Below are 13,248 nucleotides of genomic sequence, written 5' to 3'. Positions count from 1 at the left end.
CGCACGGCCGATCGACGCGGCGTCGGCCGCGCTGCCCAGGGCGCCCGTGACGAGCACCACGCGTGGGGTCGACGTATCGGCTGAAACGGTCATTTACAATGCCGGGATGAACCCGAAAGCTCACGAACCCGCTAGTTTACCTGCTCCCGGCCCTGACGCGCTCGCGCAGTCCGAAACCCTCGCCGCGCAACTGCGCGACGAGATCGCGGCGGCCGGTGGCTGGCTGTCGTTCGACCGCTTCATGGAACGCGCGCTGTATGCGCCGGGCCTCGGCTATTACAGCGGCGGCGCGCGCAAGTTCGGTCGCCGCGCCGACGACGGCAGTGACTTCGTCACCGCGCCCGAGCTGTCGCCGCTGTTCGCGCAGACGCTCGCGCAACCGGTGGCCGAGGCGCTCGCGGCGAGCGGCACGCGCCGCGTGATGGAGTTCGGCGCCGGCACCGGCAAGCTCGCGGCCGGGCTGCTCGCGGCGCTCGACGCGCTCGGCGCCGAACTCGACGAATACCTGATCGTCGACCTGTCCGGCGAGTTGCGCGAACGGCAGCGCGACACGATCGAAGCCGCGGTGCCGGCGCTGGCCGCGAAGGTGCGCTGGCTCGACGCGCTGCCCGAGCGGTTCGACGGCGTCGTGGTCGGCAACGAGGTGCTCGACGCGATGCCGGTGCGCCTCTTCGCGAAGGCGGATGGCGCCTGGCGCGAGCGCGGCGTCGCGCTCGACGCGCGGCACGCGTTCGTGTTCGACGACCGGCCGGTCGGCGCGGCCGGCCTGCCGGCGGTGCTCGCGCCGCTGGACGTCGGCGACGGCTACGTGACCGAAACGCACGAGGCCGCGCTCGCGTTCACGCGCACCGTCTGCACGATGCTCGGCCGCGGCGCGGTGCTGCTCATCGACTACGGTTTTCCCGCGCACGAGTACTACCATCCGCAGCGCGACCGCGGCACGCTGATGTGCCACTACCGTCACCACGCGCACGACGATCCGTTCGTCTACCCGGGCCTGCAGGACCTCACCGCGCACGTCGAATTCACCGGCATCTATGAGGCGGCGGTCGCCACCGGCGTCGACTTGCTCGGCTACACGTCGCAGGCGCGCTTTCTGTTGAATGCGGGCATCACCGACGCGCTGGCCGCGATCGATCCGTCCGACGTCCGCGCGTTCCTGCCGGCCGCGAACGCGGTGCAGAAGCTGATCTCGGAAGCCGAAATGGGCGAGCTGTTCAAGGTGATCGCGTTTTCGCGCGGGATCGACGGCACGCTCGACGCGTTCGCGCGCGGCGACCGCTCGCACGCGCTCTGACGGGCCAGGGCCTGTTTCCATATGGAACGCACATGCTCCGCTGGCTATTGACGACGTTCATCGCGGTGATGATCCTGACGCGCTGCTGGCCTTGGCTCGGCAAGCTCGGCATCGGGCGGATGCCGGGCGACGTCACGCTGACGCTCGGCGGGCGGCGCTACCCGTTCCCGTTCATGTCGACGCTGGTGCTGACGATGCTGGTCTCGATGGTGGCGCGGCTGCTCTGAGCCGAACACGGCGCGGCCGGGCCGCGGCGCGCGCATGACAGTTCGCGCGTTACAGCTCGATTTCGCCGAGGATCCGGTGCGCAAGCGCCTTCGCTTCCTCGAACGCTTCTTCCTCGCTCGAACTCGTCGTGTGAACGTCGTAGCGCATGTTCTCCGTCTCGTCGCCGTCGTCCCGCGCGAGGATCACGTAGCCCTGAAATTCGCCGTTGTCCGCGCGGTGCGTATGCGCCTTGGCCGTGTAGATGCCTTTGGTGAACGTGTTCGTGTCCATCGTGCTCTCCCGCGAAAAGGACACTTCATCGTAGCACTGCGGCGCAACATGTACAGCGCCGCTTATCGGTGACCGATCGGCGATCGGCCACCGTATTGCCTGCGTCGTTCCTTCAACGTCCGTTCATCCTTCGAGCAGCGCGACGACCTCGTCGAGCGTCGGCGCGTGCGCGCCCGTATGCCGGCACGCGGCGGCGCCGGCCGCCACCGCGAACGCGAGATGCTCGCGCCAGCCGCGCTGCGGCGCGGCCATCAGGCTGAACAGCAGGCCGCCGATCGACGCGTCGCCCGCGCCGACGGTGTCGGCCACCTCCACGCGCGGCGGGCTGGCTTCGTGCACGTCGCCGTCCGCGTAGAGCGTCGCCGTCTGCGCGCCGCGCGTGACGAGCACCGCCGCCCGCGGGTTCAGCGCGCGCACGGCCGCGATCGCGTCGGGGCCGTCGCCGCCGAACAGGTGCCGCAGGTCTTCGTCGGACACCTTGATCAGGTCGGCGAGGGCGGCCATCTTCTCCAGCGTCGGCCGGTACGCGGCCGTCATCAGGTTCCGCACGTTCGGATCGAAGCTGATCTTCACGCCGCGCGCGTGCAAATCGGCCGCGAGCGCGGCCAGCGTGCCCGCGAGCGGTTCGCGCACGAGGCTGATGCAGCCGAAATGCGCCCATTGCACGTGCTCGGTCCAGCCGGCCGGCAGCCGCGCCGGGTCGAACGCGAGATCGGCGCTCGCTTCGCCGATGAAGAAGTACGCGGGCGGGCGCGTCTCGTGGACGATCGCGAGCAGCGGCGGCCGCGCGACCCGTTGCAGGAAGCGCAGGTCGAGGCCGGCCGCTTCGCTCGTGTGCCACAGCACGTCGGAGAAGCAGTCTTCGCCGATCGAGCCGGCGAGCGCGCTCGGCACGCCGAGCCGGGCGACCGCGCGCGCGACGTTCCAGCCGGCGCCGCCCGGCACCGACGTCCACTGCGCGTCGCCCGCGCGCACCATGTCGGTCAGGATGTCGCCCGCCGACACGAAAGCCGGAAACGTGCCGCCGCTCATTGCGTCGGCTCGCTGCGTTGCGTGCGCGCGAGGGTCGCGAGCACGTCGTAGCAGGCGCCCATCGTGTGATAGTCGGTCTTGCCGGCCGGGCTCTTCTCGTCGCTGTACTTGCGGTTGTCGCAGGTGAGGATCCGGTACCACGCACCGTAGCGGTGATCGACGAAATGCGCCCAGCTGTAGCGCCAGATCTCGTCATACCAGTCCCAGAAGCGTTCGCTGCCGGTGCGCGCGCCGAGCATCGCGGCCGCCGCGAAGGTTTCCGCCTGCACCCAGAAATACTTGTTGTGGTCGCAGATCGTGAAGTCGGGGCCGAAGCCGTAGCAGAGGCCGCCGTGATCGGCGTCCCACGCGTGCGTGAGCGCCGCGTCGAACAGCTCGGCCGCGCGCGGCGCGAGCCAGTCGAGCGGGCGGTGCCGCTCGAGGATCAGCAGCAGCTTCGCCCATTCGGTCTGGTGCCCGGGCTGGAAGCCCCACGGCCGGAAGATGTTCGAGCTGTCTTCCTTGTTGTAGTCCCAGTCGACCGACCAGTCCGCATGGTAGTGCTCCCACACGAGGCCGCCCGACAGCGCGGCCTGGCGCTGCGTGATGTGCGAGGCGAGTTTTTCCGCGCGATCGAGGTACGTGAGGTGGCCGGTCGCCTCGTAGGCGGCGAGCAGCGCTTCCGTCATGTGCATGTTCGCGTTCTGGCCGCGATACGACGACACGATCCAGTTCGGCGTCGCGTCGTCCGCATACAGGCCCGCGGCCGCATCCCAGAAGCGATGCTCGGCGAGCTCGTAGGTGGCCGCGATCAGCGGGCGCGCTTCGTCGATGCCGGCCATCGTCGCGTGCGCGGCCGCGAGCAGCACGAACGCGAGCCCGTAGCAGTGGCGCGTGCCGTCGAGCGTCGCGCGCTTGCCGCCGTCGCGCCAGTCGAGTTCCCAGTCGTAGCCCTGCAGCGCGTCGTCCCAGTGCGCGTCGCGCAGGAAGCGCAGCCCGTGGCGCGCGTAGTCCAGGTGGCGCGGATCGCCGAAGTGGCGGTACGCCATCGCGTAGTTGAAGACGAACCGGCAGGTGCTGACGAGGTGGCGCGACGTGCGGTTGTAGATGCTGCCGTCGTCGCGGAAGTAATGGTAGAAGCCGCCGGTCGGGTCGAATGCGTTGGTCGCATAGAAGCGCAGCGTGTCTTCGATGTGCGACAGCAGGAACGACGGATCGCGGAAGCTCGCGACGAACGGTACGGCGGGCGTGTGGGCGGCCGGCGCGGCCGTGCAGGGTTGGACCGGGGGCATGTTCATGATTCGGTGGCCGTTACGGTATCGAGTGCCGGGGAGCCGGCGGGCTGGCTGCTGGCCCGCACGATCAGCTCGACGGGCAGGGAAATCTCGGTGCGCTCGGGCGCGTCGGCGAGCAGCAGCTCGACGCCGCGGCGGCCGAGCGCTTCCTTGTCGACCGCGAGCGTCGTGAGCGGCGGGTTCGCGTGCGCGGCGGCCGGGATGTCGTCGAAGCCGACGATCGCGATGTCGTCCGGAATCCGCAGGCCGCGCGCGATGCACACGCGCTGCGCGGCCAGCGCGGCCGCGTCGTTATATGCGAACACGGCTTCGGGCCGCGGGCCGGGCGCGTCGAGCAGTTGCTCCATCGCACGCGCGGCGCCCGTGTCCGGGTCGAGCCCCGCGTCGATCGTCACTTCGTACGCGGGATCGAACAGCCGCCCGGCTTCGAAGAACGCGCGCCGGTAGCCGATCGCGCGCTGCGCGATGCTGTAGTGCGCGGCCGAGCCGCCGATGAAGGCGATCCGCGAACGGCCGGTGGCGAGCAGATGGCGCATCGCGAGCGCCGCGCCCGTCGCGTTGTCGATGTTGACCGAGCGCAGCCCGGGCGCCCACAGGTCGATCAGCACGAGCGGCCGGCCGGTGGCGGCGAGCGCCTCGATCGTCTCGGGCTCGATGAAGCCGGCGACCGCGATCGCGTCGGGCGCGTGCGGGCGCATCTGGCGCAGCACGTCGTCGTTCGGGCCGACCGTGAGCAGCGTCGGCACGATGCCGCGTTCGCGGCACGCGTCCTCGACGCCGTGCAGCACGTGCGAGAAGAACGGGCTCGCGGGAAAGCGGTTGTGCTGGCGGTGCAGCAGGAAGGTGAGCCGGCGGATGCGCGGCCGCAGCTGGGCGGGATCGTAGCCGAGCTGCTGGGCGATCCCGACGATGCGCGCACGCGTGGTTTCGGACAGGCCGGGCTGGTTTTTCAGCGCGCGGGAGACGGTGCCGATCGAGACCTCTGCTGCCCGCGCCACATCGCGAATGGTCGTACCCATCGTTCGGGGTCCGGTTTGTTTAGGTTGAAAGCGATTGTATAGTAAAACGGATGGCGGAATTCGGGCCGGATAACCGGGGAATACCCGCGAATAACGGGTTTTTAAGCGCTAATCTGCGAAAACGCTGTTACTAAAAATACTAAACAAAACGCGAAAAAGGCAAGGTGGGGGTGCGGGTGTCTGGCGGCGGATGGTGCCGCTGGAAAAGGGCAACAGCGCGGCTGCGGGGCAGGGGCGAGCATGAGGGCGCGGCGCCCTTGGCCTGCGCGCGTGACGACGACGTGCCGTTGCGCAACGGCCGAACCTTGCGCCGCCTCGCATCGGCCCCGTCGCACGATGCGCAGGTGCTTCCGTGTCCGTGCATCCCCGGCGACTGCGCGCCGTTCAGCCCGCCACCGCCACGGCCGGCGGTTCGCCGCGATCGCGCAGCGCGGCGCGGCCGGCATCGAGATCGACCACCGCGAGCCCGTCCGGCTGCTGCTTCGCCCGCCGCTTCGCGAGCGCCGCGACCGACGCGATCTCGTCGCTGCCGTAGCGTTTCGCGCCGTGCGCGCCGGCCGGCACGCCGACCGCGCCGATCGCCATCGTCACGAAGCCGAAGAACGCCGGATTGCCGCGGCGGTCCTCGCCGCGCAGCCCGCCCGCCTGCCGGTCGACCTGCGTGTAGAAGAGTTGCGCGCCGTCGTTGAAGCGCGCGATCGCGTCGGCGGCGCGCTCGCGCCAGTCGTCGCGCTGGAACAGCACGAGGAAATCGTCGCCGCCGACGTGGCCGAGAAAGTCGCGTTGCGGATCGCACACGCCGGCCAGCACCGTCGCGGCGAACTTCAGCACTTCGTCGCCCTGCCAGTAGCCGTACTGGTCGTTGAACGGCTTGAACTGGTTCAGGTCGACGTAGCACGCGTGAAAGCCGGCGTCGCGCTGGAGCAGGCGGTCGATGTGCGCGCTGATCGGGATGTTGCCGGGCAGGAAGGTCAGCGGATTCGCGTAGCGCGCGGCCTCGATGCGCATCTCGGTCACCGCGCGTACCAGGCTCTCGCCGGTGCCGAGCCCGACATAGCGGCCGTGCTCGGTGATCACGAAGCCGTCGGCGAGATAGCGCTGGTCGTGGCTCGCGAGCAGCATCGCGAGCTGCTCGAAGGTGGTCGCGTTGTCGATCATCAGCGGCGCGTCGTTCGCGAACTGAAGGCACGGTTTCTTGCCGAACACCTCGCGGTGATACGGCAGCGCGAAGCGGTCGATGAAGCCGCGCCGATTCACGAGCGCGACCGGCCGCCCGCGTTCCACGAGCGCGACCGCGTGCAGGTCGGGCATCCGGTTGAACAGCTCGAGCACGTCGTTGCTGGTCGCGTCGCGCGGCAGCGCCGGGGCGGGCACGAGCATCTTCCCGGCGATCGTGCCGGCCGGCCGCACCGCGCGCGTCACGCCGGGAAACACCGCGATGTGCGGCGCGCGGATCGCGTCGCGCGCGGCCGGCGCGACCACCCGCGACGGCTGCGCGTTCGGCCGGCCGAGCAGGAAGCCCTGCACGCAGCAGATGCCCATGTCGCGCACGACGATCAGGTCGCATTCGTTCTCGATGCCTTCCGCGATCAGCTTCGCGCCGCTCGCCTGCGCGAAGTGCTGCATCGCCTTCACGGCTTCGAACTTGAGCGGATCGCGCGCGATGTCGTGGATGAAGAAGCGGTCGATCTTCACGACGTCCGGATGCAGGCGCAGCCACAGGTTCATGCTGGCGTTCGCGGTGCCGTAGTCGTCGAGCGCGAACTGGATGCCGGCGTCGCGCAACGATGCGACCGCCGGCCCGATGTCCGCGAGATCGGGAATCGCGTTCTGCTCGGTGAGCTCGATCACGATGCGCTCCGCGCCGATCCGCGCGCGGCCGAGGAATTGACGTGCGCGCTCGCGTTCGCTGGCGAGCGTGAGGATGGTGCCCGCGCTGAAATTGAGGAACAACTTGCCGTCGCAGCCGAGCGCCGCGAACGCGTCGAGGCAGGTGAGCGCGGCGGCCCGTTCGAGCGCGATGGTTTCGCCGTCGCGCGCGGCCTGCGCGAACAGCGCGGCCGGCGGCTCGAGGTCGGTGCCGCGCGGGCCGCGGATCAGCCCTTCGTAACCGATGACCGTCCCCGATCCGAGGTCGACGATCGGCTGGAACACGGCGGCGAGCGCGCGTTCCGCGATCAGGCGCGTAGTGCGGGCGACAGCGGAATCGGAAGGGAGCGCGGGCATGGGCGAGGGCAGCCGAATCGACGGGACGCCCGGCTTAACGGCACCGCTCGCGGAGAGTTGAATGAAGATTTCGTGACACGAGGGGGCGTTGCCGGTGCATCGCGCCGGGCCCGCGCGGGCGCATGGTGCGAAGGGGGCGGACGGGAGGCTGCGTGTGAAAGGCGGAGGGCCGGGTGCGGAAGGCGGGAGGCGGGAGGCGGAAGGCGGAAGGCCGCCACCGGCGGCCCTCCTGCCCCCCGACGCGTCAGCGCTTGCCCGTGCTCAGCGCACCCGACGCGGCTGCCGTGTCGCCCTCGTCGTGCTCGCCGCTCGTGTCGCGTGCGCCCCAGCGCTGCGCGAGCGCCGCGCACGCCATCAGCTGGATCTGGTGGAACAGCATCAGCGGCAGCACGATCGCGCCGACCGCGTTCGCCGAGAAGATCACCTTCGCCATCGGCACGCCGGCCGCGAGGCTCTTCTTCGAGCCGCAGAAGATGATCGTGATCTGGTCCGCGCGGTTGAAGCCGAGCCGCTTGCTGACGAACGCGGTCAGCAGCAGCGCGATCGCGAGCAGCACGAGGTTGACGACCAGCAGGCCGCCGAGCGCGCGCGGCGGAATCTGGTGCCACAGCCCTTCGTTGACGGCCTCGCTGAACGCGACGTAGACGACCAGCAGGATCGAGCCCTGGTCGACGAAGCGCAGCACGCCGCGATTGCGGTCGATCCAGCCGCCGATCACGGGCCGCAGCAGCTGGCCGGCGATGAACGGCACGAGCAGCTGCATCACGATGCTGCCGACGGTGCTCCACGGCGACGCCGCGGCGGCCGACTGCGACGTGATCATCAGCCCGACGAGCGCCGGCGTGACGAAGATCCCGAGCAGGCTCGACGCGGAGGCCGCGCACACGGCGGCCGGCACGTTGCCCTTGGCGATCGACGTGAACGCGATCGACGACTGGACCGTCGACGGCAGCGTGCACAGGAACAGCACGCCCGCATACAGCGTCGGCGTGACGAGCGGCTGCAGCACGGGTTTCAGCGCGAGGCCGAGCAGCGGAAACAGCGCGAACGTGCTGAGCAGCACGACCGCGTGCAGCCGCCAGTGCGTCGCGCCGGCAACGACGGCTTCGCGCGACAGTTTGGCGCCGTGCAGGAAGAACAGCAGGCCGACGGCGAGGTTGGTCGCCCAGTTGAACGCATGGGCGGCCGGGCCGCGGCAGGGCAGCAGGCTCGCGAGCACGACGGTGCCGACGAGCGCGAGCGTGAAGTTGTCGGGCAGAAAACGGGGACGGGCCATCGGGAACTCGATTCGAAAATGGCGAAGGTGCGCGTCGCGCGCGCGGATGGCGTTATTGTCCCGGTTGGCGATTCACTACACAAATTCATTGTGCGAATCGATTGATGAACCGATTGCATGAGATGGCGGCTACCACAGTTGCCCGGCCGCACTCGAAACGGCAGAAGAATGTTCTGTCGCGACCGCCCGCCGAAGCGAAAAAACCTAGCAGTAACATGGTGTTACACCGATGCCGGCGACATAACACTTTTTGGCTCGACACTCTTTCCCCCCACCCATAAATTACTGCTGAAAGCCTTGGGTCGGCCGAAAGGAACCGACGGCGGGCGTCGATGGGCACGGAACGATGACGGAACGGGTGAAACGGAAGATCGGACGATGGGTGGCAGGCGTGCTCGGCGCGCTGCTGATGCCGCTTGCGCTCGCCCAGCCGCCCCATGGCGGTCACGGGTTCGGGGGGCACGGCTTCGGCGGCGGCGACATGCGCGCGTACGGCCAGCAGGCCGGCGGCCCCGGCGCGGGTCCCATCTGGCGCCGCGCTGCGCCGCCTGCCGGCGTGCGTCCCGGCGGCGTGAACGGCTCGGGCTCCCGCTGGGGGCTGCGCCCGACGCCGTCGTACGGCCATTACGCCGCGCAAAGCCCGTATCGGCCGATCAGCGCCGAAGTCCGCCAGATGCCGCGCCCGCCGGGCGGCGGCAACGTCCCGCTGCGGGCCGGTTCGATCCGCGCCGACGTCGCCCGCTACAACGAGGAGCGCGGCGGTCGCCCGATGCCGCCGCCCCGCTCGCAGGAAGAGCCTGCACACTCACCTTCTTTCTCCCCGTTCTACCGAAACTGAGCGCCTCGGCGCTCGTCTCCCTGCCGGCTGATGCGAATTCGCCACAGTCGCGCGCAGATTTCCGCTGATTTTCCCCCCGCATTGCGCTATCTTTCGCGCCCGGCACGCGTATGCCACGCCGCCGCCCGCCCGCGCGACCGCGCTCGCGCCGGGCCGCCGCGGTGCATCCGGCCATGGATACATTCCGCGAAGTTAATGCCGGCGCTATACCCGCAATAAGTGTGCGCAATTTTGACCGGACGAATGATCCGTAAAGATGGCTGCGCCCCATACGACGCAAGCACTCGGCTCCAAACAACAACGCTCGCGCCACTTATCGACTATCCGACAAAACCTGGAGATCCCATGAAAGCATTCGCTCGCCGTGCGTCGCGCACGTCCGTCAAGCTGATCGCCGCGGCCGCCTGCGTGGCGGCCGCCGCACCCGTCCATGCGCAATCGAGCGTCTCGCTCTACGGGCAGGTTGACGAATGGGTCGGCGCCACCAAGTTCCCCGGCGGCGATCGTGCGTGGAACGTGTCGGGCGGCGGCATGTCGACGTCGTACTGGGGCCTGCACGGCGCAGAGGATCTCGGCGACGGCTACAAGGCGATCTTCACGCTGGAGAGCTTCTTCCGTGCGCAGAACGGCCAGTACGGCCGCTTCCAGGGCGACACGTTCTTCGCGCGCAACGCGTACGTCGGCATCAGCTCGCCGTACGGCACGGTGACGGCGGGCCGCCTGACGACGCACCTGTTCCTGTCGACGATCCTGTTCAACCCGTTCTACGACTCGTACACCTTCTCGCCGATGGTGTATCACGTGTTCCTCGGCCTCGGCACGTTCCCGACCTATCCGAGCGACCAGGGCGCGGTCGGCGATTCGGGCTGGAACAACGCGGTGGGTTATACGTCGCCTTCGTTCGGTGGCCTGAATTTCGGCGCGATGTACGCACTCGGCAACCAGGCCGGCGACAACCGTTCGAAGAAGTGGAGCGCGCAGTTCAACTACGCGAACGGCCCGTTCGCGGCGACCGCCGTGTATCAGTACGTGAACTTCAACAACGGCCCGCAGGACCTGAGCGCGCTCGTGACCGGCATGAAGAGCCAGGGCATCGCGCTGGTCGGCGCGACCTACGACCTGAAGCTCGTGAAGCTGTTCGGCCAGTACATGTATACGAAGAACGACCAGGTCGCGGGCAGCTGGCACGTCAACACCGCGCAGGGCGGCGTGTCGGTGCCGATCGGCGTGGGCAACGCGATGGCGTCGTATGCGTATTCGCGCGACGCGGGCGGCCTCGACCAGACGCGCCAGACGTGGGCCGTCGGCTACGACTATCCGCTGTCCAAGCGCACCGACGTCTACGCGGCCTACATGAACGACCACATCAGCGGCCTGTCGACCGGCAACACGTTCGGCGCAGGCATCCGCGCGAAGTTCTGACGCGCACGCGCGATCGGTGCGCCGGACGCGCGCGTCAATCGCGTGTTTCGGCTGCATGTTTTCCGCCCGTCATTGCTACCCAAAACGGCGCCGTCACCCGCGGCGCCGTTTTGCCTTTCTTGACCTTTCTGTTTCCTCGCCTTTGTTACCCTATCTCGTAATTGGTTGATTCCCCCGGGATTGCGAGCTAGTTCGATGGATACCCTCGTCAGCATGAATGTGTTTCGCTACGTCGTCGAAGTGGGCAGCTTCGTCGGCGCGGCGGAGCGCATGCAGATGTCGGCGGCGATGGCGAGCAAGCACGTGATGCACCTCGAGCAGCAGCTCGGCGCGCGGCTGCTGCATCGCACGACACGACGCGTCGCGCCGACCGAGGCGGGACGCGAATACTATGAGCGCCTCGTGCAGGCGCTGTCCGAACTCGACGAAGCCGGCCAGGCCGTCGGCGCCGCGAGCGTGGTGCCGCAGGGGCGGTTGCGCGTGACGTCGCTGTCCGCGTTCGGGCTGCGGCACGTGATGCAGGCCGTCACCGATTACGCGGGCCGGTTCCCGGACGTGACCGTCGACATGACGCTGTCCGATCGCGTGGTCGACCTGATCGAGGAAGGCTACGACGTCGCGGTGCGCGCGGCGCCGAACGGATTGAAATCGTCGTCGCTGGTCGCGCGGCAGATCGCGACCGCGCACATCCTGCTGGTCGCGTCGCCCGAGTATCTCGAGAAACACGGCACGCCGCAGACGATCGCCGATCTCGCGAACCACAACTACCTGCGGCGCGATTCGAATTCGACGATGCTCGACTCGCTCGTGATCGACGCGGCCGCCGCGTCGCGCGTGAGCCTGAACGGCAACCTGATCGTGAACCATCTCGAAGGGCTGCGCGCGGCCGTGCTCGCCGGCGCGGGCATCGCGCTGCTCGGCACCGAAGTGGTCGGCGACGACATCGAATCGGGCCGGCTCGTGCCGGTGTTGCTCGATTCCGTGCCGCCGCACGAGGCGCCGATCTATGCGGTGTATGCGAGCCGTCGCCACGTGTCCGCGAAGGTGCGCTCGTTCGTCGATTTCCTGGCCGCGCGTTTCGAAGGGCAGTCGCTGTGCCCGTCGATCGAATCGCGGCTGCGCGTGCTGCCGATCACGCGGATGAAGCGCGCGGTCTGAGCCGCATCGTCGGCCCGTCCGCTGCCGCGGCGGGGCAATAAAAAAGCGCGAACCGCAACGGTTCGCGCTTTTTCGTTTGGTTCGACGATCTCGCGTCGATGGCGACCGCGCCGGGCGCCGCCTCCGTCAGCGCGGGATGCCGAGCCGCGCCTTCGCGTCGTCGTACTCGCGCTTGAGCCGCTCGACGAGCGTACCTACGCTCGGCAGGTCGTCCATCAGGCCGACGCCCTGGCCGGCACCCCAGATGTCCTTCCACGCCTTGGTCTTGTCGCTGCCGAAATTCATCTTGGTCTTGTCGGATTCCGGCAGCGCGTCCGGATCGAGGCCGGCCTTCTCGATGCTCTCGCGGATGTAGTTGCCGTGCACGCCGGTGAAGAGGTTCGTGTAGATGATGTCCGACGATTTCGCGTTCAGGATCGCGTGCTTGTAGTCGTCGATCGCGTGCGCTTCCTGCGTCGCGATGAAACGCGTGCCCATGTACGCGAAGTCGGCGCCCATCGCCTGCGCGGCGAGGATCGAGCCGCCGTTCGCGATCGAGCCGGACAGCACGATCGGGCCGTCGAAGATCTTGCGGACTTCGCCGACCAGCGCGAACGGCGACGTCGTGCCCGCGTGGCCGCCGGCGCCGGCCGCGACGAGGATCAGCCCGTCGACGCCCGCTTCGAGCGCCTTCTGCGCGTGCCGCAGGTTGATCACGTCGTGCAGCACGATGCCGCCGTAGCTGTGCACCGCGTCGACGATCTCGCGCGCCGGTGCGCGCAGGCTCGTGATGAAGATCGGCACCTTGTGCTCGACGCACACGCGCACGTCGTGTTCGAGCCGCGCGTTCGACTGGTGGACGATCTGGTTGACCGCGATCGGGCCGATCACCGCATCGGGATGTTTTGCCTTGTGGTCGGCGAGTTCCGACTGGATCTGCGTGAGCCACGCGTCGAGCAGTTCGGCCGGGCGCGCGTTGAGCGCGGGGAACGAACCGACGATGCCCGCCTTGCATTGCGCGAGCACGAGTTCGGGGTAGCTGACGATGAACATCGGCGACGCGATGACGGGGAGCGTCAGGTTCTGCAGGACGGTGGGCAATGCCATGTGATGTCTCCAGTCTCCGGGGGGCGTTGCGGTCGGACGGTGATTCGAGTGTATTGAGTGTAGCGGCGGAACGCGTTCGTTCATATTAATACGAACGGTCGTGCGATTCTACGCGAGCTTAA

Annotated in this window: 12 protein-coding genes; 5 read left to right on the top strand and 7 right to left on the bottom strand. The window is 68.7% G+C overall.

The window, feature by feature from the left end; all coding sequences use genetic code 11:
• The first annotated feature begins 106 nt into the window (after positions 1 to 106).
• Together JMF86_RS14880 and JMF86_RS14875 are read left to right on the top strand one after the other, a co-directional pair.
• Positions 107 to 1,297 (top strand): class I SAM-dependent methyltransferase, encoded by a 1,191-nt coding sequence (locus tag JMF86_RS14880; protein WP_011546378.1) that lies wholly within the window; start codon positions 107 to 109, stop codon positions 1,295 to 1,297.
• A gap of 32 nt (positions 1,298 to 1,329) precedes the next feature.
• Positions 1,330 to 1,524, top strand: a complete 195-nt coding sequence (locus tag JMF86_RS14875) for a DUF2905 domain-containing protein (RefSeq protein ID WP_011546377.1) — start codon at positions 1,330 to 1,332, stop codon at positions 1,522 to 1,524.
• A gap of 49 nt (positions 1,525 to 1,573) precedes the next feature.
• Here the strand turns inward: JMF86_RS14875 and JMF86_RS14870 are convergent, their stop codons facing one another.
• From JMF86_RS14870 to JMF86_RS14845, 6 genes are all read right to left on the bottom strand, one after another.
• The gene (locus JMF86_RS14870; protein WP_006484657.1) at positions 1,574 to 1,795 is read right to left on the bottom strand and encodes a hypothetical protein; all 222 of its coding nucleotides are present in this window, start codon (positions 1,793 to 1,795) and stop codon (positions 1,574 to 1,576) included.
• A 123-nt stretch (positions 1,796 to 1,918) separates the two neighbouring features.
• On the bottom strand, positions 1,919 to 2,827 hold the full coding sequence (locus JMF86_RS14865) for a carbohydrate kinase (RefSeq protein WP_054928121.1): 909 nt from the start codon (positions 2,825 to 2,827) through the stop codon (positions 1,919 to 1,921).
• On the bottom strand, positions 2,824 to 4,104 hold the full coding sequence (locus tag JMF86_RS14860) for an AGE family epimerase/isomerase (protein ID WP_011694428.1): 1,281 nt from the start codon (positions 4,102 to 4,104) through the stop codon (positions 2,824 to 2,826). Before JMF86_RS14860 ends, JMF86_RS14865 begins: the two co-directional genes overlap by 4 nt.
• Positions 4,101 to 5,120 (bottom strand): LacI family DNA-binding transcriptional regulator, encoded by a 1,020-nt coding sequence (locus tag JMF86_RS14855; protein WP_012329358.1) that lies wholly within the window; start codon positions 5,118 to 5,120, stop codon positions 4,101 to 4,103. The genes JMF86_RS14860 and JMF86_RS14855 overlap by 4 nt, the downstream gene beginning before the upstream one ends.
• A 384-nt stretch (positions 5,121 to 5,504) precedes the next feature.
• Positions 5,505 to 7,346 carry a phosphodiesterase gene (locus JMF86_RS14850; protein ID WP_201317031.1) on the bottom strand — a complete coding sequence of 614 codons (1,842 nt, stop codon included), beginning with the start codon at positions 7,344 to 7,346 and terminating at the stop codon, positions 5,505 to 5,507.
• Positions 7,347 to 7,590: 244 nt separating this feature from the next.
• Positions 7,591 to 8,622: a bile acid:sodium symporter family protein gene (locus JMF86_RS14845; protein ID WP_054928120.1), complete on the bottom strand. Its 1,032-nt coding sequence runs from the start codon at positions 8,620 to 8,622 to the stop codon at positions 7,591 to 7,593.
• 346 nt (positions 8,623 to 8,968) lie between these two features.
• Between JMF86_RS14845 and JMF86_RS14840 the strand changes: the two genes are divergently transcribed.
• The 3 genes from JMF86_RS14840 (at position 8,969) to JMF86_RS14830 (ending at position 12,040) form a co-directional block, all read left to right on the top strand.
• A complete protein-coding gene (locus tag JMF86_RS14840) occupies positions 8,969 to 9,460 on the top strand; it encodes a hypothetical protein (protein WP_054928119.1) in 492 nt (163 codons plus the stop codon).
• Between the two features lie 345 nt (positions 9,461 to 9,805).
• Complete coding sequence (locus JMF86_RS14835; RefSeq protein ID WP_011546370.1) at positions 9,806 to 10,882, top strand: porin; 1,077 nt, start codon at positions 9,806 to 9,808, stop codon at positions 10,880 to 10,882.
• Between the two features lie 195 nt (positions 10,883 to 11,077).
• Positions 11,078 to 12,040, top strand: coding sequence for a LysR family transcriptional regulator (locus JMF86_RS14830; protein WP_006477616.1), 963 nt, complete (start codon positions 11,078 to 11,080; stop codon positions 12,038 to 12,040).
• A 126-nt stretch (positions 12,041 to 12,166) separates the two neighbouring features.
• Here JMF86_RS14830 and JMF86_RS14825 read toward each other — a convergent pair whose 3' ends face one another.
• The gene (locus JMF86_RS14825; protein ID WP_011546368.1) at positions 12,167 to 13,126 is read right to left on the bottom strand and encodes a nitronate monooxygenase family protein; all 960 of its coding nucleotides are present in this window, start codon (positions 13,124 to 13,126) and stop codon (positions 12,167 to 12,169) included.
• Between the last annotated feature and the right edge of the window lie 122 nt (positions 13,127 to 13,248).

Origin of the sequence: Burkholderia sp. E168m15 (assembly GCF_016586105.1) — a bacterium.
GTDB classification, from domain to species: domain Bacteria; phylum Pseudomonadota; class Gammaproteobacteria; order Burkholderiales; family Burkholderiaceae; genus Burkholderia; species Burkholderia orbicola.
The sequence above is the reverse complement of the archived record's forward strand: the minus strand, read 5'-3'. Positions and strand labels throughout refer to the sequence as shown.